25 protein-coding genes and 1 tRNA gene are annotated in these 25305 nt (G+C 65.1%); 10 read left to right on the top strand and 16 right to left on the bottom strand.

Annotated elements, in window-relative coordinates:
- Position 1: 1 nt before the first annotated feature.
- Together M2337_RS09300 and M2337_RS09295 are read right to left on the bottom strand one after the other, a co-directional pair.
- Positions 2 to 1465, bottom strand: a complete 1464-nt coding sequence (locus M2337_RS09300; RefSeq protein WP_264569996.1) for an aldehyde dehydrogenase family protein — start codon at positions 1463 to 1465, stop codon at positions 2 to 4.
- A 74-nt stretch (positions 1466 to 1539) separates the two neighbouring features.
- Positions 1540 to 2544: a MarR family winged helix-turn-helix transcriptional regulator gene (locus tag M2337_RS09295; protein ID WP_264569995.1), complete on the bottom strand. Its 1005-nt coding sequence runs from the start codon at positions 2542 to 2544 to the stop codon at positions 1540 to 1542.
- A gap of 174 nt (positions 2545 to 2718) precedes the next feature.
- Here M2337_RS09295 and M2337_RS09290 point away from each other — a divergent pair, with 174 nt between their 5' ends.
- The 3 genes from M2337_RS09290 to M2337_RS09280 all read left to right on the top strand — a co-directional run bounded on the left by M2337_RS09290 (position 2719) and on the right by M2337_RS09280 (position 4220).
- Complete coding sequence (locus M2337_RS09290; RefSeq protein ID WP_264569994.1) at positions 2719 to 3117, top strand: nuclear transport factor 2 family protein; 399 nt, start codon at positions 2719 to 2721, stop codon at positions 3115 to 3117.
- A 28-nt stretch (positions 3118 to 3145) separates the two neighbouring features.
- Positions 3146 to 3637, top strand: a complete 492-nt coding sequence (locus M2337_RS09285) for a DUF3237 domain-containing protein (RefSeq protein WP_181559308.1) — start codon at positions 3146 to 3148, stop codon at positions 3635 to 3637.
- A 94-nt stretch (positions 3638 to 3731) separates the two neighbouring features.
- Entirely contained in the window at positions 3732 to 4220 is a 489-nt protein-coding gene (locus M2337_RS09280; RefSeq protein ID WP_181559307.1) for a DUF3237 domain-containing protein, read from the top strand.
- A gap of 85 nt (positions 4221 to 4305) precedes the next feature.
- On the opposite strand, the gene clpX is transcribed toward M2337_RS09280, so the two are convergent.
- The 6 genes from clpX to M2337_RS09250 all read right to left on the bottom strand — a co-directional run bounded on the left by clpX (position 4306) and on the right by M2337_RS09250 (position 10702).
- On the bottom strand, positions 4306 to 5574 hold the full coding sequence (clpX, locus tag M2337_RS09275) for an ATP-dependent Clp protease ATP-binding subunit ClpX (RefSeq protein WP_181559306.1): 1269 nt from the start codon (positions 5572 to 5574) through the stop codon (positions 4306 to 4308).
- Positions 5575 to 5923: 349 nt separating this feature from the next.
- The gene (clpP, locus tag M2337_RS09270) at positions 5924 to 6556 is read right to left on the bottom strand and encodes an ATP-dependent Clp endopeptidase proteolytic subunit ClpP (RefSeq protein ID WP_181559305.1); all 633 of its coding nucleotides are present in this window, start codon (positions 6554 to 6556) and stop codon (positions 5924 to 5926) included.
- 11 nt (positions 6557 to 6567) lie between these two features.
- Positions 6568 to 7761 carry an acyltransferase family protein gene (locus M2337_RS09265; protein WP_264569993.1) on the bottom strand — a complete coding sequence of 398 codons (1194 nt, stop codon included), beginning with the start codon at positions 7759 to 7761 and terminating at the stop codon, positions 6568 to 6570.
- 70 nt (positions 7762 to 7831) lie between these two features.
- Entirely contained in the window at positions 7832 to 8788 is a 957-nt protein-coding gene (locus M2337_RS09260; protein ID WP_264569992.1) for a glycosyltransferase family 2 protein, read from the bottom strand.
- Between the two features lie 174 nt (positions 8789 to 8962).
- Positions 8963 to 10549, bottom strand: coding sequence for a trigger factor (gene tig / locus M2337_RS09255; protein WP_264569991.1), 1587 nt, complete (start codon positions 10547 to 10549; stop codon positions 8963 to 8965).
- Positions 10550 to 10617: 68 nt separating this feature from the next.
- A tRNA-Leu gene (locus M2337_RS09250) sits at positions 10618 to 10702 on the bottom strand.
- Positions 10703 to 10831: 129 nt separating this feature from the next.
- Between M2337_RS09250 and M2337_RS09245 the strand changes: the two genes are divergently transcribed.
- Complete coding sequence (locus M2337_RS09245) at positions 10832 to 11023, top strand: hypothetical protein (RefSeq protein WP_181559302.1); 192 nt, start codon at positions 10832 to 10834, stop codon at positions 11021 to 11023.
- A 44-nt stretch (positions 11024 to 11067) separates the two neighbouring features.
- Here M2337_RS09245 and gatB read toward each other — a convergent pair whose 3' ends face one another.
- From gatB to M2337_RS09225, 4 genes are all read right to left on the bottom strand, one after another.
- Positions 11068 to 12570 (bottom strand): Asp-tRNA(Asn)/Glu-tRNA(Gln) amidotransferase subunit GatB, encoded by a 1503-nt coding sequence (gene gatB, locus M2337_RS09240; protein WP_264569990.1) that lies wholly within the window; start codon positions 12568 to 12570, stop codon positions 11068 to 11070.
- Between the two features lie 96 nt (positions 12571 to 12666).
- Entirely contained in the window at positions 12667 to 14148 is a 1482-nt protein-coding gene (gatA, locus tag M2337_RS09235) for an Asp-tRNA(Asn)/Glu-tRNA(Gln) amidotransferase subunit GatA (protein ID WP_264569989.1), read from the bottom strand.
- A complete protein-coding gene (gene gatC / locus M2337_RS09230) occupies positions 14148 to 14435 on the bottom strand; it encodes an Asp-tRNA(Asn)/Glu-tRNA(Gln) amidotransferase subunit GatC (RefSeq protein ID WP_264569988.1) in 288 nt (95 codons plus the stop codon). The genes gatA and gatC overlap by 1 nt, the downstream gene beginning before the upstream one ends.
- 33 nt (positions 14436 to 14468) lie before the next feature.
- Positions 14469 to 16286: a DUF4153 domain-containing protein gene (locus M2337_RS09225; RefSeq protein ID WP_264569987.1), complete on the bottom strand. Its 1818-nt coding sequence runs from the start codon at positions 16284 to 16286 to the stop codon at positions 14469 to 14471.
- A gap of 180 nt (positions 16287 to 16466) precedes the next feature.
- Between M2337_RS09225 and M2337_RS09220 the strand changes: the two genes are divergently transcribed.
- From M2337_RS09220 to M2337_RS09200, 5 genes are read left to right on the top strand one after another with little or no spacing between them, the layout of a single operon-like run.
- Positions 16467 to 17579 (top strand): DUF3089 domain-containing protein, encoded by a 1113-nt coding sequence (locus tag M2337_RS09220; protein WP_264569986.1) that lies wholly within the window; start codon positions 16467 to 16469, stop codon positions 17577 to 17579.
- Positions 17579 to 18055, top strand: a complete 477-nt coding sequence (gene ruvX / locus M2337_RS09215) for a Holliday junction resolvase RuvX (RefSeq protein WP_181561379.1) — start codon at positions 17579 to 17581, stop codon at positions 18053 to 18055. The genes M2337_RS09220 and ruvX overlap by 1 nt, the downstream gene beginning before the upstream one ends.
- A gap of 7 nt (positions 18056 to 18062) precedes the next feature.
- The gene (locus M2337_RS09210; RefSeq protein WP_181559297.1) at positions 18063 to 18353 is read left to right on the top strand and encodes a DUF1294 domain-containing protein; all 291 of its coding nucleotides are present in this window, start codon (positions 18063 to 18065) and stop codon (positions 18351 to 18353) included.
- Positions 18354 to 18402: 49 nt separating this feature from the next.
- Positions 18403 to 19392 (top strand): aspartate carbamoyltransferase catalytic subunit, encoded by a 990-nt coding sequence (locus M2337_RS09205; protein WP_264569985.1) that lies wholly within the window; start codon positions 18403 to 18405, stop codon positions 19390 to 19392.
- Complete coding sequence (locus tag M2337_RS09200; RefSeq protein WP_264569984.1) at positions 19383 to 20606, top strand: dihydroorotase; 1224 nt, start codon at positions 19383 to 19385, stop codon at positions 20604 to 20606. Before M2337_RS09205 ends, M2337_RS09200 begins: the two co-directional genes overlap by 10 nt.
- Positions 20607 to 20627: 21 nt before the next feature.
- Here M2337_RS09200 and M2337_RS09195 read toward each other — a convergent pair whose 3' ends face one another.
- From M2337_RS09195 to serB, 4 genes are all read right to left on the bottom strand, one after another.
- Complete coding sequence (locus M2337_RS09195) at positions 20628 to 22073, bottom strand: SPOR domain-containing protein (protein WP_264569983.1); 1446 nt, start codon at positions 22071 to 22073, stop codon at positions 20628 to 20630.
- Positions 22074 to 22078: 5 nt separating this feature from the next.
- Positions 22079 to 22639, bottom strand: coding sequence for a hypothetical protein (locus tag M2337_RS09190; protein ID WP_264569982.1), 561 nt, complete (start codon positions 22637 to 22639; stop codon positions 22079 to 22081).
- Entirely contained in the window at positions 22636 to 23343 is a 708-nt protein-coding gene (locus tag M2337_RS09185; protein ID WP_181561377.1) for a ParA family protein, read from the bottom strand. Before M2337_RS09185 ends, M2337_RS09190 begins: the two co-directional genes overlap by 4 nt.
- Before the next feature lie 100 nt (positions 23344 to 23443).
- The gene (gene serB / locus M2337_RS09180; RefSeq protein ID WP_264569981.1) at positions 23444 to 24322 is read right to left on the bottom strand and encodes a phosphoserine phosphatase SerB; all 879 of its coding nucleotides are present in this window, start codon (positions 24320 to 24322) and stop codon (positions 23444 to 23446) included.
- A 28-nt stretch (positions 24323 to 24350) separates the two neighbouring features.
- Here serB and miaA point away from each other — a divergent pair, with 28 nt between their 5' ends.
- On the top strand, positions 24351 to 25304 hold the full coding sequence (gene miaA, locus M2337_RS09175) for a tRNA (adenosine(37)-N6)-dimethylallyltransferase MiaA (RefSeq protein ID WP_264569980.1): 954 nt from the start codon (positions 24351 to 24353) through the stop codon (positions 25302 to 25304).
- Position 25305: the final 1 nt, after the last annotated feature.

Raw genomic sequence — 25305 nt, 5'->3', positions numbered from 1 at the left:
GTCAGTGTCCTCCCGGTTTTCCAAGATGGTGATCGTTCTGGATATCGGCCGGCTCGCCATGATTGGTGAGCAGAGCCTTGCGGCGCACATAGCGCAGGATCGCCTCGGGGCCGGTGCGCGAGCCGCCGCCCACGCCGGAGGCCCCAAAGGCATTGCTTCCGACCGTGCGGTTCTTGGCGAAGGTCAGGAAAGTATCCTGCATGAACACGGAGCCGGCATTGATCTGCAGGCCGATCGCCATCGCTTCTTCCGGGCTTCCGGCGACGACATTCGCCGTGAGGCCGAAGATGGTGTCGTTCGCCAGCGCGATCGCCTCGTCGACCGTCTTGAAGGGCATGACCGGCAGGATCGGCCCGAAGGTCTCGTCCCGCATGACCAGCATGTCGTGCGTAACACCGGTCAGCACCGTCGGGCGCATGTAGAGCCCGCCATCGATCTGCTCGACGGCCCCGCCGGTGAGGACTTTGGCTCCCTTCCCGACCGCGTCGGCGATGTGGCGCGTCACAATCTCTGCCTGCGGTGCGAAGGTGAAGGGATGGAGATGGCCGGCGCGCGGATCGTCGCTGTTGAGGCGCACCTTCTTCGCCTTCTCGACCAGGAGCGCGACGAAGGCATCGTGGATGGCCTCGGCGACGTAAATGCGCTCGACCGAGAAGCAGACCATGCCATTGGCGTGAACCGCGCCGCGCAGGACTGCGGTGGTCGCCCGCTCCAGATCTGCGGTTTCCGTGACGATCACCGGGTCCTTGCCGCCCAGTTCCAGATAGCAGGGGATCAGGCGCTCGGCGCACTGCACGGCGATCTTGCGGCCGGTGGGTACGCTGCCCGTGAAGCAGACGAGGTCGACCGTGTCGATGATCGCCCGCCCCGTCTCGCCATCGCCCTGAACATAATCGAACACGCCGGCCAGTTCCGGCACCTGCGCCACGGCCTCGAACAACGGCTGCACCCAGCGCGGCGTCACTTCCGAGGGCTTGATGAGCACGGCGCAACCGGCGAACAGGGCCGGAATGGCATCGAGCAGCACCAGCATCATCGGCGCGTTCCAAGGGCCGATCACGCCGACCAGCGGATAGGGCACGAACTGCGTGCGCACCTCCACCTGCGGCATGGCCTTGGAGGGGCCGGTATAGCTTGCCGCATCGAGCGCGGCCTGCGCGTCCTCAATCCAGCCGCCGATATTGCCCATGGTGATGAAGCCCTGGAGATAGGAGGTGTGGCACCCGCCCGTATCGATTGCATCAGCCTCGGCGATGGCACTGGCGCGCTTGGCGACCTCGCCCAGCCAGCGCTGCATGACACCGATGCGCTCGGCGAGCGGCTTGGTGCCCCAGGCCTGCTGGTTGCGCCGGAGACGGTCAGCCTTCGCCGCCACGTCCTCCGCCGTCGCAATTTCCATCATAAAGTCGATCGCGCCGCTGCGTGGGTTGCGCACGGGCACGCTGCGCCGTTCGATATCCGCCATGAACGTCCTCCCCAAAGGCGAGAGACTCGCCTCAATTAGTCAGACGTCGTTGTATATCGATGTTAGACGCGCAATCAACAGGATTGCGGCGGTTCATGATCCCAAGGGAAAAAGCCCGGATAGCGCAGGATCGCCGAGTGCGCGCGCACCACTGATTGCAAGGGCGGGAGCAGCGCTTCGAAGGCGCGCGCGGATATGTTGGATCGCACCGCATCTTCCGTTGCATCCGCGCTGGCTTGGAGACGGTCGATCTGGTGCCGGCCCTCCTCGGTGACGAAATAGAGCGTCTTGCGACGATCCTGCGGAGACGGCACTGCCTGCAACCACCCCCGCTGGGCCAGCTTCTTGAGGACGATCGCGCAGGTGGAGGGATCCAGGCCATAGACCCGCGCGAATTCCACCTGGCTCAGGCCGCCATGCAGATCGAGAATCACCATCGCGGAGAACTGGCGCAAGGTCACCGCCATCGGGGCGACCTGCTCGCTGAAATGCGCATGGAGGATCTGCAGCGCGCGGCGGAACAACATGCTGGGCACATTGGCCAGATAGGAGTCCTGCCTGTCCCACCGCGGCGCGCCGTCATTGCCGGCCTCCACCAGGCTGGAGAGCTGCGCCATGGCCACCGCGCGCTCATCATCGCTCAGCGGATCGAGCAGCAACGCCTGAAGCTGGGCGAAGGACGACCGGATTTCGTCCATGCGCGCTTCCCCGGCCGCCGTCAGCACGGGCAGACTGCGCCGCCGATCCCGCTCATCCTGTTGGCGGGCAATGAGGCCCGTCAGTTCGAGATTTTGTAGCACGATCGCCGTGGTCGAGGTGTCGCTGCCGCAGGCCCGCGCGAGGCGAACCTGGTCGCTCCCCGGACGCTCGGCAATCGCCAGCATCATTTCCGCCTGCGACAAGGTCTCGCCCCCGCAGGCCACCGATCCGTACAGGGCATTGGCGATCTGATCGATGCGGTTGAGCAGAAACCCCGGCTTGCGCAGGAACACCCGCATGACCTGATCGAGCGGAACACGCGGTCTTTCTACGGCCCAATCAATCTCAGGTGCAGCAATGGCAATTTGTTTTGCAGGCATCGTCACAAACAGGCGGACCCCGTGATGGGCAATGTTATCATGCGCAACAATCGGCCAGATTCCGGGGCTTGGCAAGCATATCGGTCGAGCAGATCGACGTTTTTCAGTTGAACCCAAGCGGCCACCCGCTTAGCTGTTGAAGAATCAACAACAAGAATTTTCTTGGAGCGCAGGATGACCGAGGACGACTATGCCGACTACATCGCCCGCTTCAATGCGAACGATTTCGAAGGTTTCGGCCGCTATTATTGCGATGACGTGGTGTTCAACCTGGGCGAGAAGCGCCAGATCATAGGACGTTCCGCCATTCTGGATTTCTACCGCGACGTGAAGTCCAAGGTCCGCGAAACGCTCGACATTCTCGCCGTCGCGGCCGGTCCGGACACCCTCGCCTGCCATGTTCGCACCGAATTCTATGGCCTGGAAGACTGGCCCGATTTCATCGCCGGCCCCTTGATGAAGGGGCAAACCCTCAACATCGAGAGCCTTGGCTTCTATTATCTGCGTGACGGCAAGTTCGCGCAGATTCTCGGCGCGCGGTACAAGACGCTGCCCGCCACAGCTGCTGTTTGATAGTCATCGAAAAAGGAGATTGCACTTCATGGTAACGCCCGAGATTGCCCCCCATCCCTTCGCGCCGAAGTTCGAATTCGCCTTCACGGTGTCGATCGACCTGACACCGGCGGTGTGGATTTCCCCCACCAGCATGGGCGCGACCCGCGCTGCCGTGTGGGCAGCCCAAGGCACCTTCGAAGGCCCCCGCATTCGCGGCCGGGTCATCCCGATGAGCGGCGGCGACTATCCGCTGTCCCGCCCCAACGGCGTGATCGATTTCGACGCGCGCTACATGCTGGAAGCCGATGACGGCACGCCGATCTATCTGCAGAGCCGCGGCTATCGCTGGGCCGAAGGTGACGCGATGGAGCGCATGGCCCGCAACGAAGATGTGGGACCGGAAGAATATTATATGCGGGTGAGCCCCAAGTTCGACGTGCCGGAAGGCCCGCACGAATGGCTGGGCAAGCACATCTTCGTCGGCGTTGCCGAGAAGATCCCGAAGGCCAACCGCATCCACTATTTCATGCTGCTCTGACGGCTGACGCCTTCCAAAGAAATCCAGCTGCCGCCGCCTTGCACTTTCCGCAGGGCGGCGGCAGTGCCTTATCCAGCCAAGAGGAGAGCATGCGATGAACGATCCGCAAGTCCCCGCCCATCTCGAATATGTGTTCGAGATGCGGGTGAATTTCCGCCCCGAACGCTGCACTGTCGGCCCGCTGCCGGGTGGCGGCTATCAGGGCTACACGCCCTGCGCCAGCGGCACGATCTACGGCCCGCGCCTGTCCGGCATCATCATCCCGGACAGCGGCGCCGATTACGCCACCGTCCGGGGCGACGGCACCATCGTCATCAAGTCGCACTATATGCTGCAGGCCGATGACGGCACCAAGATTTACATCAACAACAATGGCTATCTCATCCCGGCCAAGCCGGGCGAGGCGCGACTGGATGACGGCACGCCGCAACCGGCCTATTTCTGCTTCTCGCCCACATTCGTGGTGCCCGAGGGGCCGCATGACTGGATGGGCAAGACGCTGATCATCGGCACCGGCAGCCGCCGGTCCAATCCCGACCACTCGATCTTCACTTACTATGCGGTGAAGCAGACGCTCGACTGAGCATTTGACTGAACAAACGAAAACGCCGCCGCTGGAGCCCTCAGGCCCCGGCGGCGGCGTTTTTCATGCCGGTCAGATTATCCGATCAGGCCGCGTCACCCGCCTGGCGCTTTTCCGCACCGAAGACGCGGACGGGGTCCTTACGGCCCTCCACCACATCCTTGTCCACCACGACTTCGGTCACGCCTTCCATCGTCGGCAGATCGAACATGGTGTCGAGCAGGATCGCCTCGATGATCGACCGCAGACCACGCGCGCCGGTCTTGCGCTCGATGGCGCGCTGAGCAATCGCCGTCAGCGCTTCGTCGGTGAACGTCAATTCGACATCTTCCAGCTCAAAGAGCTTGCGATACTGCTTCACCAGCGCGTTCTTGGGCTCGGTGAGGATCTGCACCAGCGCGGCGATGTCCAGATCTTCCAGCGTCGCGATGACCGGCAGACGACCAACGAACTCGGGGATCAGGCCGAATTTGAGCAGATCTTCCGGCTCGGTCTGCTTGAGCAGCTGACCCGTACGCCGTTCGTCGGGCGCTGCGACATGCGCGCCAAAGCCGATCGACTTGCCCTCAAGCCGGTCGCCGATGATCTTTTCCAGCCCCGCAAAGGCACCGCCGGCGATGAACAGGATGTTCGTCGTGTCCACCTGCAGGAATTCCTGCTGCGGATGCTTGCGGCCGCCCTGCGGCGGCACCGACGCGGTCGTGCCTTCCATCAGCTTGAGCAGCGCCTGCTGCACGCCCTCGCCCGACACGTCGCGGGTGATGGAGGGATTCTCCGCCTTGCGGCTGATCTTGTCGATCTCGTCGATATACACGATGCCGCGCTGCGCCTTCTCGACATTATAGTCCGACGCCTGGAGCAGCTTGAGGATGATGTTCTCGACATCCTCACCGACATAGCCGGCTTCGGTCAGCGTCGTCGCATCCGCCATGGTGAACGGCACGTCGAACGTCTTGGCCAGCGTCTGCGCGAGCAGCGTCTTACCGCAACCCGTCGGGCCGATCAGCAGGATGTTGGACTTGGCCAGCTCGACATCGCCCGCCTTGCCGCCATGCTCCAGCCGCTTGTAGTGATTGTGCACAGCCACCGAGAGCACGCGCTTGGCGCGCTGCTGGCCGATCACATAATCGCTCAGCACATCGCAAATCTGCTGGGGCGTCGGCACGCCGCCTTCCTTGCGGCCGACCAGACCACCTTTGGTCTCTTCACGAATGATATCGTTGCACAATTCGACGCATTCATCGCAGATGAACACGGTTGGGCCGGCGATGAGCTTACGCACTTCGTGCTGCGACTTTCCGCAGAACGAGCAGTAGAGCGTGCTCTTCGAATCCGATCCTGTGAGCTTTGTCATTCAATCTCTTCCTTGGTCTGGCGCCGTCTCGCGCCAATTGCCCAGATGCTCTTTCCGTCGGTCATCCTAGACCGCCTTCTTGCAGCATCACAAGTGCCGAAAATGTCGCCAAATAGCGTAAACCAGACATTGCCGGCTCAAAAGCCATAATGGAAAGAAGATGGGAGGGCTGGCCCGGCTTTGCAATGGGAGATGCTGGCCGCCCCCGGCCAGGCTGCGAACAGAGAGATTTTAGCGGCGGAAACAAGCTGGCCGCTCACTCGACCACGGCACAGCCCAAAGTCCGGCGACGATGCACGGCGCCGCCGGGATGCAAAGGCCGACCGCGTGAGCGGCCGGCCCGACCCTATCAAGCCGGCGTTTCTTCGCTGGTGCCGGGACGCTTGTCGTACACCTTGTCCACAAGGCCGAACGCGAGCGCTTCTTCCGCTTCCAGGAAGGTGTCGCGATCCATGGCGGCCTCGATCTTCTCCAGCGGCTGGCCGGTGTACTTGACGTACAGATCGTTCAGGCGACGACGGATCCGGAGGATTTCCTTGGCCTGGATCTCGATATCCGACGCCATGCCCTGCGCGCCGCCAGACGGCTGGTGGATCATGATCCGCGCGTTGCTGAGCGCAAAGCGCATGCCCGGTTCGCCGGCCGCGAGCAGGAAGCTGCCCATCGATGCGGCCTGACCGATGCACACCGTGCCGACCTTCGGGCGGATATACTGCATGGTGTCATGGATCGCCATACCGCTGGTCACCACGCCGCCCGGCGAGTTGATGTACATCCAGATGTCCTTCTTCGGATTCTCCGATTCCAGAAAGAGCAGCTGGGCGACGATCAGCGAGGCCATGTGATCCTCGACCTGGCCGGTCACGAAAATGATCCGCTCCCGCAACAGGCGCGAGTAGATATCGAAGCTGCGCTCGCCGCGATTGGACTGTTCGATAACGATAGGAACAAGTGCCCCGAGCGGATCAAAATTATCGGTCATGATTCTCTTTCTTACTGGCCGTCTGCGGCCACTACATCGGACGTTTGGGCACTGACTTCAAGATGCGCAGGGTGGGCAACGGGTGCAGACAGGTGCGTTTCGAAAAGCGCGCGCCCAGGCCCTTCGATCAGTCGCCGGCTCAGAGAGGCACAACCCATGACGAAGATCAGAAAGAGGATACTGATCGCATCGCCGATCCAGACCCCGCCGCCGATGGCTTTCCCCGCCTGCGTACCGACCACCAGATCGACACCGGCATGACGCTCGATGACCGATAACAAGTTGAGCAGGCGGTAATATAGAAAGATGTGGATAAGGTAGATCGAATAGGAGAGCGCTCCGATTTCCACGACCTTAGGCCTTTTCAAGCACTCGCTCACCACCCCTTTTTCACGCGCAAACACGAGTACCGCGATCAAAAAGAGAAAGGGTGACAGAACGGACAGCCTCCCCCCTCCCAGGCAGGATATGAAGGCAAGCAGCGCAATCACCGTCACCAGTTCCAGCCCCTGATCAGCCCAACCAGGAAGCTGCATCGCCCTGATCCGATCCATGCAGCGCCAACCGACCAGGCCGAGCGCGAAGCCCATCGCGCAGCGCAGCAGCGCGTTCTGGTACATGATCGGACTGAAATCCGGCTGGCCAAGGAGCAGCAACGGAACGGCGACCGCAACGCCGAGACAAATTGGCACCAAGTGACGCCCAGCGGTTCGCAGCACCAATGCAAAGGCCAGATAAATCCAGACTTCCGCCGCGATCGACCAGCTGGGGAAATTCCACGCTGTCGGATCGCCGCCCGGGAAAATCTGGATTAACAGCAGGGCGTCGATCAGATTCTTGGGCGATTGCAGGCCCTCAAAGGCCGGCCTGCCTAACCTATCCCCACCGAAAACGAGGAGACACAGCTCGAACAGGACGAAGCAGACCAGCATGGAAAAATGCAGTGGATAGACGCGGGCGATCCGCTTGCGCATGAAATGGCCGACGGAATAGCCGTCCACGAGTCTCTTCCCGTAGCTCGCGCCGATGACAAAGCCGGACAGCACGAAAAAGAAATCGACGAAAAGGGACGCATGCTCAACCAGCGCTGCGTTCGATATTCCTCCCTGCGTCTTCACATGCAGCAGGACCACCATGCACGCGCAAATGCCGCGCAAGCTATCAAGCACCTTATAATGGTGCCGCGATGAACCGACCCCCTCCATACCTGCCCCCCCGAGCCTGTCGGGAAAGTTTATGGACTCAATTATTCATGATCAACTGGGTTAATGAAATTTAACGCGCCATCCCCGGCGCGGTATGCGCCAGATAGGCAAGGCGCTTCATTTCCTGCCGGCCGCGCGTCACCGTATCGAGGATGAGGCCGGTAAGCAGACACAGGGCGGACAGAACGCCCATCCCCACGATGGTGATGAGGGTCGGGAAGCGGGGCACAAGCCCCGTCTCCAGATAGGTCAGGATGACCGGCACGCCCATCAGTCCGGCAACCAGCGCGATCACCAGCGCAATGAAACCGAAGAACCACAAGGGCCGCTCCACGCGATAGAGCTGGATCATCGTGCGCAGGATGCGCCAGCCGTCGCGGAAGGTGTTGAGCTTGGAGAGCGAGCCCTCCGCCCGCGCCGCATAGGCGGTCATCACCTCGCCCACCGGCATGCGCAGCTCGAGGGCGTGGACGGACATCTCCGTCTCGATCTCGAAGCCCTCCGATAGGATCGGGAAGCTCTTGACGAACCGCCGGGAGAACACCCGATAGCCTGAGAGAATATCGGTGAAACTGCGCCCAAAAAGCTGCCGTAGCAGTCCGGTGAGCAGCAGATTGCCGAGCCGGTGCCCCGGACGGTAAGCCGCCTCTACCTCAGACTTGCGGGCCCCGACGACCATGTCGAGCGGCCCGTCCAGCATCGCGCTGACCAGCGCCGGCGCCGCGCTCGCATCATAGGTCGCATCGCCATCGGCGAGCACGTAGATGTCCGCATCGACGTCCGCGAACATCCGCCGCACGACATGGCCCTTCCCTTGCTGCCGCACGCTGTGGACGATCGCCCCGGCGGCGCGCGCGACGGCGACGCTGTCATCGGAGCTGTTATTGTCGAACACGTAGATGGCCGCCTGCGGCAAGGCCTGCGCGAACGCGGTGACGGTCTGCCCGATGGCGACCGCCTCGTTATAACAAGGCAGCAGGACGGCGATGCGCACGCCTGTCATCGGGCTGGACGGGTCTGGATGCATGGGACTGCGGGCTTATGGCAACAGATCGCATGGTTGCAATGGTCTTTTGCGGCCCCAGCGCCCTGCGGCGCCTTCTGCACTCGTCCGGCGCGTTGCATCCAAAGAAAAAGCGAGCCGGAACGGTACCCCGCTCCGGCTCGCTTCTGATCAGTTCATGCGATCTGCAGTCAGGTCTCAGGCCTCGGCAGCCTTGGCCTTCTTGGCAGCGGGCTTCTTGGCCGGCTTCTCAGCCGCGTCGCCCTCGTCCGCCTTGGCAGCAGCGGCTTTCTTGGCCGGAGCCTTCTTGGCAGGCGCCTTGGCCTCTTCAGCCGGAGCGGCTTCTGCCTCGGCATCAGCCTTCTTGGCAGCCGGCTTCTTGGCGGCAGCCTTCTTGGCCGGCTTGGCGTCGTGGCTGTGATCGTGGCCGCAATCCGGTCCGTGGACGTGACCGCCCTCTTCGCTCTCGATCGCCGCTTCCAGATCGGCGCGCGCAACGGTGCGCTCGCTCACATCGGCCTTCTCGAAGAGATAATCGACGACCTTGTCTTCGTAGAGCGGGGCACGCAGCTGCGCGGCGGCCATCGGCTCGTTGCGGACATATTCGACGAACCGCTCGCGGTCCTGCGGGGCGTACTGCTGCGCGGCCTGAGCAACGAGGCGGTTCATTTCCGCCTGCGTGATCTCCACGCCATTGGCCTGGCCGATTTCCGAGAGGAGCAGGCCCAGACGGACGCGACGCTCGGCAATCTTGCGATAATCGTCGCGGTCGGCTTCCATTTCCTTGAGCGCCGCCGCGGGATCTTCCTCGTGACCGGCTTCATGCTCAAGCTGCTGCCAGATCTGTCCGAACTCGGCCTCGACCATGCCCGGGGGCACCTCGAAATCATGGCCGGCAGCCAGCTGATCGAGCAACTGGCGCTTCATGTAGGTGCGCGTCAGATTGCCGTGCTCCTGCTCGATCTGCGCCTTGAACAGCTCGCGCAGCTTCTCGAGGCTCTCGAGACCGAGTTGCTTGGCGAACTCGTCGTCAGCGGGCTTCTCGACGGGGTTCTTGACCGCCTTGATGACGAGATCGAACGTCGCATCCTTACCGGCCAGCTCCTTGGAGCCATATTCGGCGGGGAAGGTCACGTTGATGGTCTTCTCGTCGCCGGCCTTCACGCCGACCAGCTGATCCTCGAAGCCGGGGATCAGATTGCCCGAGCCGATGGCGATCGCCATGTCCGAACCGGTGCCGCCCTCGAACGCCACGCCGTCGACCTTGCCGACGAAATCCATGACGACCTGGTCGCCTTCCTTTGCCTTGGCGGACTTGGGCGCGTCCTCATAACGCTGGCTCTGCGCGGCGAGACGGCCAACCGCCTCGTCGATCTGCTCGTCAGTCACGTCGACGACGAGCCGCTCCAGCTTGATGCCCTCGATCTTGGGCGCGGGAACCTCCGGCAGGATTTCCAGAGCGACCTTGACCTCGGCGTCTTTGCCGTCCTCATAGTCCGCCGTCAGCTCGACGCTCGGCTGCATCGCGGGACGCAGCTTGTTCTCGGCGATGACCTTCTCGACGCCCTCACGGATGGACTTGTCCAGCGCCTCGCGCTGCAGGGCCGGGCCGTGCATCTTGCGGACGAGGTTGGCAGGCACCTTGCCGGGCCGGAAACCGGGCATCCGCACCTGCGGCGCAATTGACTTCACTTCCTCTTCGACGCGGGCGTCGATGTCCTTGGCCGTGACGGTCAGCGTATAGGCGCGCTTGAGGCCCTCATTCAATGTCTCGACAATCTGCATATCTCTAACTCGACGCTTTCCAGGCTAGGATGAAATCTCTTGGAACGACCGGGGCCAGGCTGCGCAACTGGTGCGGGCGAAGGGACTCGAACCCCCACATCTTGCGATACCAGAACCTAAATCTGGCGCGTCTACCAGTTTCGCCACGCCCGCATCGGTCGCCGGTCGGCGGGCCATAGTGCAAAGCCTGGGAAAGGGCAAGGCTGTGCGCGCCTTGCCGTGTCGATCCGGAACGATCCCTCACGCCGCCCGTTGAAAAGAGCAACGAAAGGACGCAAAGCCATGGCCAGCCAGCCGGAAATTCCGCCCCCCGATACCATCACCCCGCAGTCACCCGACGAGCTTCCGCCCATGGAATCGCCGGACGAGACGCCGTTTCGCGAACCGCCCGAAATCGCGCCGGAAACGCCCAATATCGATGAACCCGGCCGCGGCCCCGACGAACTGCCGTCCATCGCGCCGCCACCCGACTGATCCCTGCTTCCCGGCCTCGCCTTCTGGGTGCGGCCGGGATCCGATCAGCCCAATGCCTTCTTGATCAACTCATTGACCATCTGCGGATTGGCCTTGCCCTGCATGGCCTTCATCGTCTGACCGACGAAGAAGCCGAAGAGGGCTTCCTTTCCAGCCTTATACTGTTCGACCTTATCGGCATTGTCCGCGAGAATCTTCGCGACGACCGCCTCGATCGCACCAGTATCCGTGGTCTGCTTGAGGCCGCGCTTCTCGACAATCTCGGCAGGCGCTTCGCCGGTCTCCAGCATGATCTCGAACACCTGCTTGGCGATGCTGCCCGAGATCGTGCCATCGGCCACCAGGGCGAGCAATTCCGCGCCGCGCTCCGGGTTGACCGGGCTGTCCTCGAGAGTCTTGCCGAGGCGATTGAGCGCACCGTAAAGCTCGGACAGCAGCCAGTTGGCGCTGGCCTTGGCCACCTCACCCTCGCTCTTCTTCTGGATGCGCGCGCTTTCCGCGAGCAGAGCCTCGAACCAGCGGGCCGTTTCCGCCTCCGCGGTCAACACGCGGGCATTGTAATCGGAGAGCCCCAGTACCTCGACATAGCGGGTGCGCTTGGCATCCGGCAGTTCGGGCAGCGAGTGCAGGCAATCCTCGATGAAGCTGTCCTCCAGCACCAGCGGGAGCAGGTCCGGGTCCGGGAAGTAGCGATAATCATGCGCATCTTCCTTGGAGCGCATCGACCGCGTCGTACCGGTATCCGGGTTGAACAGCCGCGTTTCCTGCACGATCCGCCCGCCACCCTCGATCACATCGACCTGGCGCTGGGCTTCATATTCGATGGTCTGCATGACGAAGCGCACGGAATTGACGTTCTTCGTCTCGGTCCGCGTGCCGAATTCCTCGCCGGGCTTGCGCACGGAGACGTTCACGTCCGCGCGCATGGAGCCCTCCTCCATATTGCCATCGCACGAGCCGACATAGCGCAGGATCGCCCGCAGCTTGCGCAGATAGGCCCCGGCCTCGGCAGGCGAGCGCATGTCCGGGCGGCTGACGATTTCCATCAGCGCCACGCCGGAGCGATTGAGATCGACGTAGGAGCGCGTCGGGTGCTGATCGTGCATCAGCTTGCCGGCATCCTGCTCGACATGGATGCGCTCGATGCCGATGGCCTTGTCGGCGGCAATGCCTGCCTTCTCGTCGGCTTCGATCGTCAGCGAACCTTCACCCACAAGCGGATGATAAAGCTGGGATATCTGGTAGCCCTGCGGCAAGTCCGCATAAAAGTAATTCTTGCGGTCGAACCGGCTCCACATATTGATCTGCGCATTGATCGCAAGCCCGGTGCGCACCGCCTGACGGATGCACTCGCGATTGGGCACCGGCAGCATGCCGGGCATCGCGGCATCGACAAGGCTCACCTGCGTGTTCGGCTCCGCGCCGAAGGCCGTCGCCGCGCCGGAGAACAGCTTGGCCTGGCTCACCACCTGTGCGTGAACCTCAAGGCCGATCACGACCTCCCAGTCCCCGGTAGCGCCACGAATGTGATAGCTCGTCTCAGTCATTCTTCAGTCCTTACAGTATTCCCGCGAAGGCAGGAATCCAGGGAAGTGCAGCCCTTGGCTGCCCTGGGCTCCTGCCTGCGCAGGAGCACGAAACATCTACCACCACGCCTCAGGCCGGGCGGTGAAGCCCGCCCGTTGCTCAATGGCGAAACCCGCGTTCAGCACCGCTTGCTCATCGAAGGCCGGACCGATGATCTGCAGGCCGAGCGGCAGCCCGTCCTTGCTGAGCCCGCCGGGCACGGACATGGCGGGGAGACCCGCCAGCGAGGCCGGCACCGCGAACACGTCGTTCAGATACATTTTCAGCGGATCGTCGACATTCTCCCCGAGGCCGAAGGCCGCGCTGGGCGCGGTGGGTGCGAGGATGACGTCGCAGGCCTCGAAAGCCTTGGCGAAATCCTGCGCGATCAGCGCCCGCACCTTCTGCGCCTGGGTGTAATAGGCATCGTAGAAGCCCGCCGAGAGCACATAGGTGCCGATGATGATGCGGCGCTTGACCTCCGGGCCGAAGCCGGCGGCGCGCGTCGCAGCATACATATCCTGCAGGTTCGCGCCATCGGGCAGATCACGCAGGCCGTAGCGCACGCCGTCATAGCGCGCGAGATTGGACGAGGCTTCCGCCGGGGCGATGATGTAATAAGCCGGCAGGGCATATTTGCTGTGCGGCAGCGAGACCTCGACGATATCGGCGCCGGCATCCTTCAGCCAGGCAATGCCATCGTCCCACACCCGCGCGACATCGGCATCGAGACCCTCGACGCGATATTCCTTGGGAATGCCGATGCGCTTACCCTTGAGATCGCTGGACAATCCAGCTTCCCACTGCGGCACCGCCAAGTTGAGCGAGGTCGAGTCCCTCGCGTCAAAGCCGGCCATATTCTCCAGCAGGATCGCGCAGTCGCGCACGTCCTGCGCCATCGGCCCGGCCTGATCGAGCGAACTGGCAAAGGCAATGATGCCCCAGCGCGAACAGCGGCCATAGGTCGGCTTGATGCCGGAAATGCCCGTGAAGGCCGCAGGCTGGCGGATCGACCCGCCGGTGTCCGTACCGGTCGCCGCCGGGCAGAGCCGTGCGGCAATCGCCGCCGAGCTGCCACCCGAGGAACCACCCGGCGCCAGCGCAGCATTGCTGCCGTCATTGCGCCGCCAGGGCGAAATCACATTGCCGAAATAGCTCGTCTCGTTGGACGACCCCATGGCGAACTGATCGAGATTGAGCTTGCCGAGCATGCCCGCGCCGGCATCCCAGAGCTTCTGCGAGACGGTGGACTCGTAGGTCGGCATGAAGCCTTCCAGCATGTGGCTGGCGGCGGTCGTCTGCACGCCCTCTGTGCAGAACAGGTCCTTCATGCCGATGGGCACGCCGGACAGCGGCTTGAGCGTGCCGGCGGCGCGGTCCTTGTCCGCCTGATCGGCAGCAGCCAGCGCATGCTCGGGCGTCTCGACGATGAAGGCGTTGAGCGCCTTGGCGGCGGCGACGTTGGCGTTGAACGCCTCGGCGACTTCCCGCGCGGAGAAGTCACCAGCACGGAAGCCATCGCGGATCTGCGCGACAGTGAGGTTGGTCAGATCGGTCATTATTCGATCACCTTCGGCACGGCGAAAAAGCCATGTTCCGCCTGAGGCGCATTGGCCAGCACCTTGTCGCGGACATTGCCATCGGTCACGACGTCCTCGCGCAGGCGCAGCGTGTTGGGGATGACGGCGGTCATCGGCTCGACGCCGGTCACGTCCACCTCGCCCAGCTGCTCCACCCAGTGGAGAATGCCGTTGAGTTCGGGCACCAGCGCCTGCGCTTCATCCTCGCTTACGGCGAGGCGCGCGAGGCTGGCGATCTTTTTTACGGTTGTCAGGTCTACGCTCATGGGAGCGCGCGCTAGCACTGGCTCCGGCGGTCATCAAGGCGCTTCCGCCGTTTCGGCACCATTGGCGGCCGTCGACAGCGGTTCGCCGACCGGTTCGCCACCGATGTAGAGTTGTCGCGCCATCACGGGGCGGAGGTCGACGGCGCCGGCGCGGATCTGCGCCACCATCCGGCGGGCGGCATCGCCCTGGGCGAGATAGCGGCTCTCATTGGTCCATTCGCCATTCTCCTGTCGGATGAGGCGCACGGTTGGGGCACAATCGCCGCATTCCGGGGCGGGCAGCTTCACTACGATCGCCAGATCCTCGCCCGGCACATAATGCAGCAGGCACGGGCCGGTCTCCTCGCAGGCATCATATTGCACCAGCCGCTTGCGCAGCGCTGGCGGCAATTCGACCGGGATGGGCAGGATCGTCAGCCGCTCGTCCAGCAATTCGCCACTGCGCGCGGCGACGACCATAGGCGGCATGGCCCAGCGGTCGGTCAGCTTCATCGTCTCGGCGGCATGACGGCGGATCGTCGCGTCTGCCGAGCCACTCGCCAGCCGTCGAATCGCGGCACGCCCCTCCGGCCCGAAATCGAACCACAAGGCACGGTAATCGAACTTGTCCGGCGCCACCTGCCCGCCCGCGAGGCGCTGGAGCTGGTGCGCAGTCGCGATCCGCTCGAAGCCGAAGATCGGCGTGGAGAGCAGTAGCGCAATACCGGCGATCACGAATACGAGCATGCGATTGGTCCGCCGCAGCCGCGCAAACCAGCCGCGTGCACCGAGGATGGCGACGGCATAGGCAATGGCGGTGATGCTCGCCACGACCAGAAAGGCCAGCGCCCACAGCCGTTCCGGCGTCAGGCCATGTTGATGGATGCGCAGTCCCGAGGAGAAGACCGCAATACCCACCATCGGCAGCAGGAACAGGCCGAGCGCCGCCGCGCTGGCACCCAGCAACACCGAGCGGGTTTCCTCAAGCGCCGTATCGCCCACCACCGCATTGGCGAGAAACAGCGCCAGCACCGCTCCGGCCAGCATGATCGGCGTCGTGCCGCCCGTCGCCCAGAGCGGAGCCAGGCCGGTGACAGGCAAGGCCGCCAGAAAGATGCCGATCGCCAGCGCCACCACCGGCGCCAGCACGCGCAGCACCAGCATGGCCACGCGCTGCAAGGCGGCGATGATCGCCCCGCGATCCTGCAACAACCCGAGCGCCGCGCCGAAAGCCGCCCCGCACAGCATGGCGACCACAGCAGACTCGCGCAGCGCATCGCGCAGGAAGGGGAGCTTCACCAGCATGAACATCTGCGCCAGCAAATGCGCGATGCCGAAGCTGAGCAGCATGAACAGCGCGCTGGCGCCGATCAGCAGCGCATTCGTCCACAAATGGCCGTGAACATCCTCATAATGAATAGCCTGGCGCGACCATGCCCGCACCGCGCGGGGCGACACGCCGGCCGGCGCAGAGGGCGCGCCGCCGGCCAGACTGCGGTCCTGCGCTGCCTGAAACAGCACCAGCAGCGCAGCCGCCGCGATGGCGCCGCAGACGAGATGCCAGAGATCGACGCTCGATCCGTGGCCGGGCACCCCGTTCCACAGAAAGACGCCGCCGCCAATGAGGCCGCAGATCAGTGCCACGACAAGAGCCGCGACCGGTCGCCGCCGGCGCCAACCGAGGCCAAAGGCGAGTGCGGCGGTCGAAAGGAACATGGGCAGCGCCGCGATCACCCGCCGCAGAAACTCTGGCTCGATGGGCGCGGGATCGGAAAACCGGTCGATGGCCAGACCGACAAGCGCGCCGAGCACACACAGCACCCAGGTGCGCAGCGGCCATACCGTCTGCGCCGTCGATGCGTTGCTGGCCATCATCCTGCTCCCCGCCGCGTCCGTTCCTGAACCGGTCCGACCTATCACGATCCGCCCGCAAGGCAAATTGGACCTTCGCCTGTTGGACCTTCGCCAGCTGCCTTCGCTTGCCTCGCGGAACCCAAGCGGGCATGAGCCATGCCACTACCCAGCTTGCCACAGAGATGGAGTCGTGCCCCTTTGGCCCGGAAGTTCCTGTATGTCGTCGCGTTTTTCACAGCCCTGGCAATCGCGGGAATGATCGCCTTCTCCTTCTTCGGCCCCCGGCTGATGCAGAGCGCACTGGTGCCGCATGTCGGGTTCAGCGAGCCGCCCGCCCTCCCCGCCAATTTCTATGCGGGCAGCGATGGATGGATCAGCCGGCCGGACGGGCGCCGCGACGATCCCGCTCGCTGGCAACCGGCCACGAAGCTTGCCGAGGCGGCGCCAGCGCAGAAAGCGGCGATCTTCTTCGTCCACCCCACCAGCTCGTTCGAAACGCTCCACTGGAACGCGCCGATCAACGACCGCATCGCAAAAGCGCAGGCCGCGCGGTTCGTGCGCATTCAGGCCAGCGCTTTCGCGGCGGCGGGCGATATCTGGGCGCCGCGCTACCGGCAGGCCGTGTTCGGTGCCTTCCTCACCGAAAAGGCAGACGCCGCGCTGGCGCTGGAGCGAGCCTATGCGGACGTGAAGGCCGCCTTCGAACAGTTCCTCGCCGCCAATCCGCAAGGGCCGATCATTCTCGCCGCCCATAGCCAGGGCAGTCGCCACCTGCTGCGGCTCCTCCATGAGGAGGCCGGCAACACTGCACTCAAGGCGCGGCTGGTCGCGGCCTATGTCGTCGGCTGGCCAGTCTCCGTGGAGCATGATCTGCCAGCGCTGGGCCTGCCCGCCTGCACCGGCCCTGGGACGACCGGCTGCGTGCTGAGCTGGCAAAGCTTCGCCGCGCCGGCAGACACGTCGGCCGTGGAATCGTCGTTCGACCGCGAGCGTGGACTGGACAGGCAATCGCGCGCCGGGTCGGCCATGCTCTGCACCAATCCCCTGAATGGCGGCGCGGCGCCCGATGCGCCGGGCGATGCCAATCTGGGCGTGTTGCGCGGCGATGGCGAGGCGGCGTCGACCGGGCTGCTCACGCCCGGCGAGATCGGCGCGCGCTGCGCTGGTCGTGGCTTCCTGATGCTCGACAGCGCCCCCAAGCTCGGCACCTTCGTGCTGCCGGGCAACAATTACCACGTGTACGATTATCCCCTGTTCTGGGCGAACATCCGCGCCGATGCGCTCGGCCGACTGGCGGCATGGCAGCGCTGATGGTCGGGGAAACGCTGATCACGCTCGACAAGGCGTCCTTCGCGCAGGCCCTGCCGGCTGGCGGACGCCTGCTCGGCATGGACCTTGGCACCCAGACCATCGGCCTTGCCCTGTGCGATGCCGGCTGGAGCATCGCCAGCCCCGCCCATACGCACAAGCGCGGCAAGTTCAGCAAGGACCGGGACGTGCTCGCCCAGTTCATCGCCCAGCAGTCGGTCAAGGGCCTCGTCATCGGCCTGCCGCTCAATATGGATGGCAGCGAGAGCCCGCGCAGCCAGGCTGCACGCGCCTTTGCCCGCAACATCGCCGTGCTCGGCCTGCCCGTGCTGCTGTGGGACGAGCGCTGGTCGACCGTCGCTGCCGAGCGGGCGATGATCGCGCAGGACATGAGCCGGGCCAAGCGCGCTGAAAAGATCGACGCCCACGCCGCCGCCCTCATCCTGCAGGGGGCCATTGACGGCCTGACGATGGGCTGACCTGCGCATGACGGAAACGCACATCATCTGGGGCTGGCTGGTGCTGATCAACCTCATCACCCTCGCCGCCTTCCGCCATGACAAGCAGCGCGCCATTGCCGGGGGACCGCGCATGCGCGAGCGCGATCTGCTGACCCTGGCGGCGATCGGCGGGACGATTGGCGCCTGGCTCGCCATGCGGCTCTTCCGGCACAAGACCCGCAAGCGGGACTTCTCCCGCGCGCTGTTCCTCATCGCCGCCGCGCAGTGCGCGCTGATCATCCTGCTCGATCTCAACGTCTGGACGCCGTCCGCCTGATACATCAGCGCTTGAGTCCGCCCCGCCGCTCCACTAACGAGGCGCTTTAATGACAATATCGCCCTCTCCCGCCACCGGCCTCATCGGCCGGGACAATTTTCCGCACCGGCATCTGGTGGGAATCGCCAATCTGGCGCCGCATGAAATCCGCTTCTTGCTGGATGAAGCCGAGCAATGGGCCTCGCTCAACCGTGCCGGCAGCCGCAAGCATGACGGGCGCCTCGCCGGCCTCACGCAGATGAACGCCTTCTTCGAGAACAGCACGCGCACGCTGCTCTCATTCGAGGTGGCGGGCAAGCGGCTGGGCGCGGACGTGGTGAACATGCACGCCGCCCAATCGAGCGTGAAGAAAGGCGAGACGCTGATCGACACCGCCGTGACGCTCAACTCGATGCGCGCCGACGTGATGGTGATCCGCCATATGAGTTCGGGCGCCGTGCAGTTGATCGCCGACATGGTGGATTGCCCCGTGCTCAATGCCGGCGATGGCCGCCACGAGCACCCGACGCAGGCGCTGCTCGACGCACTGACCATAAGGCGGCGCAAGGGCAGCTTCGAGGGGCTGATCGTCACCATCTGCGGCGATATTCTCCACAGCCGCGTCGCCCGCTCCAACATGCTCTGCCTCACGGCTTTGGGCGCGCAGGTGCGTGTCTGCGCGCCGCCGACGCTGATGCCCCCGGCGGTGGAGCGCTATCGGGTCACGCCGTTCCATGATTTCAACGCCGCACTGGATGGCGCGGATGTGGTGATGATGCTGCGCATTCAGAATGAGCGGATGGATGGGGCCTTCATCCCCTCGGCCCGCGAATTTCACGCGCTCTATGGCCTCACGCCCGAGCGGCTGAAGCGCGCCAAGCCCGACGCGATCATCATGCACCCCGGCCCGATGAACCGGGGCGTGGAAATCGTCAGCAGCGTAGCGGACGATCCGGATCGCTCGGCGATCACCGAGCAGGTCGAGATGGGGGTCGCTATGCGCATGGCCTGCCTCGATGTCCTCACCCGCACAGCCCGGGGAGTCGAAGGATGGGCCTGACCGCTATCGTCAACGCACGCCTGTGCGATCCGACCGCCAGCGCCCTCTCCGAAGGCACGCTGCTCGTTGAAGGCGCGACAATCGCTGCCGTTGACGCCACAAAGGTGCCGGATGGCGCCGAAATCGTCGATGCCAAGGGCATGATCCTCGCGCCGGGCATCATCGATCTGGGCGTGTTCCGCACCGACAAGCCGGCCTTCCACTTCGCCGGCATCACCCGCGCCGCGCTGATGCCGGACCAGTCGCCCGTTCTCGACGAACCGGGGCTGATCCAGCACGCCGCTCGGGCCGGCAAGCCGGACTTCTGGGTGCATCCGCTCGGCGCCGCGACGCGCGGCCTCGAGGGACGCGAACTGGCGGAAATGGCGCTGATGAAGTCCGCTGGCGCCCGGGCCATCGCGACGGGCCGGCGCTGGATCGCGGACTCGGGCGTGATGCTGCGCGTGCTGCATTATGCTGCCGCGCTCGACCTGGTGGTCATTACCCATGCCGAGGATGGCGGCCTGACAGCCAATGCCGTGGCGACGGATGGCGAAACGGCCTCGCGCCTCGGCCTGCCCAGTGCCCCGGCCAGTGCCGAAGCGATGGCTATCGCGCGGGACATCGCGCTGGCGCGGGAGACGGGCGCACGCCTGCATGTCCGCCTCGTCACCACTGCGGCGGGCTTCGCCCTCATTCGCACGGCCAAGGCCGAAGGGTTGAAGGTGACCTGCGGCACCAGCCCCTCCTACCTCTTCCTCAACGATGCGGCAGTCAGCGATTTCCGTACCTTCGCGCGGCTCTCCCCGCCGCTGCGCGACGAGCGAGATCGGCTTGCCACGATCGAGGCGGTCGCGGATGGCACTGTCGACGTGCTGTGCTCGGGGCACGATCCGCGCGGCCCGGAAGACAAGCGCCTGCCCTTCGCGGACGCCCTGCCCGGCATCGCCGGCGCCGAGACGCTGCTGCCGCTGGCCCTCAATCTGGTGCGTGAAGGCAAGATCACTGAGACGCGGATGATGGCCCTGCTCGCGGCCAATCCCGCCGCGATCCTCGGCCTCGACGCGGGACGACTGGCGCCGGGCGCGCCGGCGGACCTCATCCTCGTCGCACCTGACACACCCTGGATCGTCGATTCGGCCAAAATGGCAGCTGCGGCCGGCAACACGCCGTTCGACAAGCTGCCGGTTCAGGGCCGGGCGCGGATGATCATGAAAGGCGGCGTGATCCGCTGAGCGGATCGCCCACCTGCTCCATCACCGCGATGCGAATTGCGACCCGCCGGCCGAGGCGCCAGCGCGCGCCATGCGCGATGCATTGCTGTCATCGCGGCGCACGTAACAGGCCTGCCCTTCGCCGCGCAGGGTCTGGCACAGCGAACCGGCCGCGCCCCGGCTGGCAAAGCCACCCACCGCCACGCGATGGAAGGTGCGCCCATTGACGCTCGCGGCGGTGACGATCTCGCGATAGCCAGCCACACGCGGGTTACGGCGCATATCTTGCCATTTCACCCGCGCCATCGTTGCGCTGTCAAAGGCGCCGAGCTGCATCACCCAATCGCCCGAAGCGTGACCCGGCCTGGCCGGCACCGCGCGAGACGCGGCGGCGATCTTTACCCCCATCGACGGGCTGGATGCAGCCGGCGCAAAGGCAATCTGAGCGATGTCGGGCGCCCTTGGCCCTGGCTGCAGGACCAGCAAAGGCGCTGCTGAGAGGATTTCGGCGGACGGTGCGCCAAAGGTTGGGTTCGCCGAGGATGCGATGGGAGGATTGGCTTTTGCCGGGCCAGCCGGGTCTGAGGACCGGCTCGGGGGCGGGATCGCGACCGATTGAACGGCGGGTGCTGCGCGCTCAGTATCGGCCGCTACCGCAGGTTCAGCCCCTTCAGCCCCTTCAGCCACCTTCGCTAGCGACGGGACGACAGCCTTTGGAGGTGCCAGTTCCGCAACGGCGGGAAGCTCGAAGCTGCGCAGCGCGAGGCGAGACGGCATCCCGGCATCGTCGGCACGGGGCGCAACCCCAGTCAGGGCAGCCACCCGCGCGCCGGGTTCAGCCTGCGCCACGGCCTGAGACCAGCGCCCGATGCGCTGCTCGGCCTCTTTGGCGGACAGATCCTGCCCGGCGATCAGCCGTGCCTGCCCCCAGGCGCCACCCAGCGCCAAGGCAAAGGCGAGGTTCTGCCGTGTCTGTGCCGAGGCGTCAGGTTGGCGCGCGGCGTAAACGAGCGCGCGCACGCCTTCCTGCACGTCGCCAGCCATGGCCATGGCGAGACCATAGTCCGAGGCGGGCAGCGTGGCAGCGTTGTCGGCGAGCAAAGCCTGGGCCGTGCTGTCATTGCCCAGCGCGGTCTCGCACAGGGCCAGGCTGATGATCGTGCGGACATCGCTGTTGCCCAGCGCCATGGCGTCCGTGAACGCCGCCTGCGCAGAGCGATAGCGGCCATTGGCAAGATAGGCACGGCCCAGCAAGACGCGATGGTCTGCAGCAGCCGGCTCGGCGGCGACCAGCGCCTCGGCAAGGTTGAGCGCATGGGCGAACTTGCGATCCGCGAGCGCTGACTCGATCTTGGGCGAAAGTTGCGCAACCGAGGGCGTCGCGCGCGCGCTATGGGACTGGAGACCCAGCTGTGCGCAGCCGCCCAGCGTCACGCTGGAGAGCGCCACCGTCACCAGCAGCAAAGGCATTTTTACGGAGAGCGCCATATGCCTCACGCCTCCAGGCCCGAACTGGATTCAATCTCTTCGGCGAGCGCCTGCACTTGCGCGTCGGCGGCAATCATCTGATCCAGCGCCTCGATGAGAAGCTGCTGGGCGGAGCGCTTCGAGACCGCGCTCAGCAAGCGCAGACGCAGGTGCCTCTCGCTATCGATCCGCAGCGTGAACGCGGCCTTGCGGCCGACGCCCGCCAGACTGGCCGGGCGCTTGGAAGTGACTTTCGGCGGCGTGACGCGCAGGCTGATTTGCTCGGCGAGAGCCAGCATCTGCTGCTTGGCCGGGGAGACAGGCGCCGGGTCGCTCTCAGCAGCCACGGACACATTGGCGTTGATGGGCACCGCAGCGTCCGTCCCGGTGGCCAGCGCTGGCATGTGGGGGACAGCGCCCTCCCCCATGTCATTCCAGCCAAGGTCATCATGGAGGGTCGGGGCGGTCGAGAGACCCGGCAGCGCCGGGCGACGCATGGCCGGGCGCGCAGTGCCCCGCCGCGCGAGCAGGCTCGCCGTCAGCGATGCCGCAGGGCGCGGCTCGGTCATCGAATTATCGCGATTCATCCCTGCACCACCCGACGACCGAAGCCCGTCTGGCGCGACATCGCCGCTGCGACATGCGTGGGCGAGAACACCGTCCGCCGGAAATTCCGCTCGAGCCGATCGGCCACATAGCTCCAGAGCTGCTCGACTTCCTGCGCCGAGCGCCCCTTGGGATCGAAGTCCATCACCGTGCGCCCATCGATCATCGAGGACGCAAAATCGGTGCGCTGGTGAATGGTGACCGGTGCCACCGTGCCGTGCTGCGAAAGTGCAATCGCGGCTTCCGAGGTGATGCGCGCCCGCGGCGTTGCCGCATTGACCACGAAGATAAGCGGCTTGCCGGCGCGTTCGCACAGGTCGACCGTCGCGCCCACGGCACGCAGATCGTGGGGGCTGGGCCGGGTCGGCACCACGATCAGCTCGGCGACGCCGATGACGCTCTGAATGGCCATGGTGATCGCCGGCGGCGTATCGATGACCGCCAGCTTGAACCCCTGCTGACGCAGCGCCTCAAGATCGCCGGCAAGACGCGCGACGCTCGTCTGGGCAAAGGCGGGATAATCGTCGCTGCGCTCGTTCCACCAATCGGAGAGCGAACCCTGAGGATCGATATCGATAAGGACGACCGGCCCCGCGCCAGCGCGCTGCGCCTGAACCGCAAGATGGCCAGACAGCGTGGTCTTTCCCGAACCGCCCTTCTGAGATGCTAGCGCCAATATCCGCACGACATTCCCCCGCTCGATCATGGATCGGACAAGGAAATCTCACGCTTCCCTCTAAGATTCGGTTAAGTGCGCTGCCCGGCCTGCATAGGCCGCGACCCGGCTAGCCCGTCACCCATTGCGCACGAGCGATGCCCAGGGCATGCAGAAGGACGCTGAGGTCACCCCGCTCGATGGCGGCATCGGCAGCGGCGCGCGTCTTGGGCTTGGCATGATAGGCAACGCCTAGCCCGGCCGCCTCGATCATCGGAATATCGTTCGCGCCGTCGCCAATGGCGATGGACTGCGCAGGTGCCAATCCGCCCTGCTCCGCCGCTCCGAGCAGTTCGGCGCGCTTGCGTGCGGCATCGACAATCGGTTCGCCGACCGTGCCGGCGAGCTTGCCGCCCGCGATGTGCAGGGTGTTGGCAATGGCGACATCGAACCCGATCTCCTGCGCCACCGGCTGGGCAAACGGCACGAAGCCGCCGGACACCAGGATCGTGCGCGCGCCGCGTGACCGCAGGGTCTGCACCAGCGCCCGCGCGCCGGGCATCAGCCGCACCCGCTCGGCGCGGCAGCGATCGATCATGGTCGCGTCCAGACCCTTGAGCAGCGCGACACGGCCGGTCAGCGCCTGCGCGAAATCCAGTTCGCCGCGCATGGCCCGCTCGGTCACCGCCGCGATTTCTTCCTTGAGCCCTGCATAATCAGCCAGCTCGTCGATGCACTCGACGGTGATCATCGTCGAATCCATATCGGCCACGAACAGCCGGCAATCGCGGTTCGCCCCCGCGAGCACGAACAGGTCGGCGGGCGGCGCCAGCGCTTCCAGCGCGGCGCGTGCGACGGCCCGGTCACCGGCAAAGGGCAGGTCCACAGCCTCGCCCGCCTCGATCCAGACCGGCGCGGCGACATCGAGACCCGCCTGCGCCAACGCATCGCGCGCGGCGGTCACGTCCCCCTGCCCAAGTCCGTCATGCGCGACTAAGGTCGCAATCATGTCCCGTCCGTTCGAAATGCCGCCAGCCATGCCTGATCCTGATTCCCTGCCCGAAATGCGCGACCGGGAGCGGCCGCCGGTGGCGCTTATTGCCGGGCCGACCGCCAGCGGCAAGAGCGCAGTCGCAATGCGGCTCGCGCGGGCGACGGGCGGCATCATCATCAATGCCGATGCCAGCCAGGTCTATGCGGACCTCAATGTGCTGACCGCCCGCCCGCCCGAGGAGGATCTCGCGCAAGCCCCGCACCGCCTCTTCGGCCATATCGACGGCATCGAGGATTGCTCGGCCGCGCGCTGGGCGCAGGAGGCCAAGGCGGAAATCGACGCCGCCCATGCAAAGGGTGTTCCGGCCATTCTCGTGGGCGGCACCGGGCTTTATCTGCACACGCTGCTGCATGGCATCGCACCGGTGCCGGCGATCGACCCCGCGATCCGCGAGGCCGTGCGCGCGCTGCCGGTGGCACAAAGCTATGCCGCGCTGGAACTGGAAGACCCAGTCAGTGCAGGGCGGCTCAATCCGGCGGATACCTCGCGCGTCGCGCGGGCGCTGGAGGTGGTCCGCTCGACCGGGACGCCGCTCCCCCAATGGCAGGCCCGGCGCGAAGGCGGCCTTGCGGGACACATGCGCATTCACGGTGCGGTGGTGATGCTCCCGCGCGAGGTGCTCGCCGAACGCGCTGAGCAACGGCTGGATCTCATGCTGGCGCATGGCGCCATCGAGGAGGTCGAAGCGCTCGTTCGCCGGGACATTCCGCCTGATCGACCGGTGCTTCGCGCACTCGGAGTCCGGGAACTCGCCGCGATGCTGGGGGGCCAAATCGACCGGGCGACAGCACGGGCGGCCATCCTCCGGCAGACCATCGCCTATCAGAAGCGGCAGCGGACATGGGCTGGGGGCCGGCAAGCCGCCTGGACGACCATCGATCCCCAGGCTGAGGTGACCATCGAAGACTTCAACATCATCGCGCCGGAGGCCCATTAAC

The organism is Sphingobium sp. B2D3A (assembly GCF_025961795.1).
GTDB lineage: Bacteria > Pseudomonadota > Alphaproteobacteria > Sphingomonadales > Sphingomonadaceae > Sphingobium.
The sequence above is the reverse complement of the archived record's forward strand: the minus strand, read 5'-3'. Positions and strand labels throughout refer to the sequence as shown.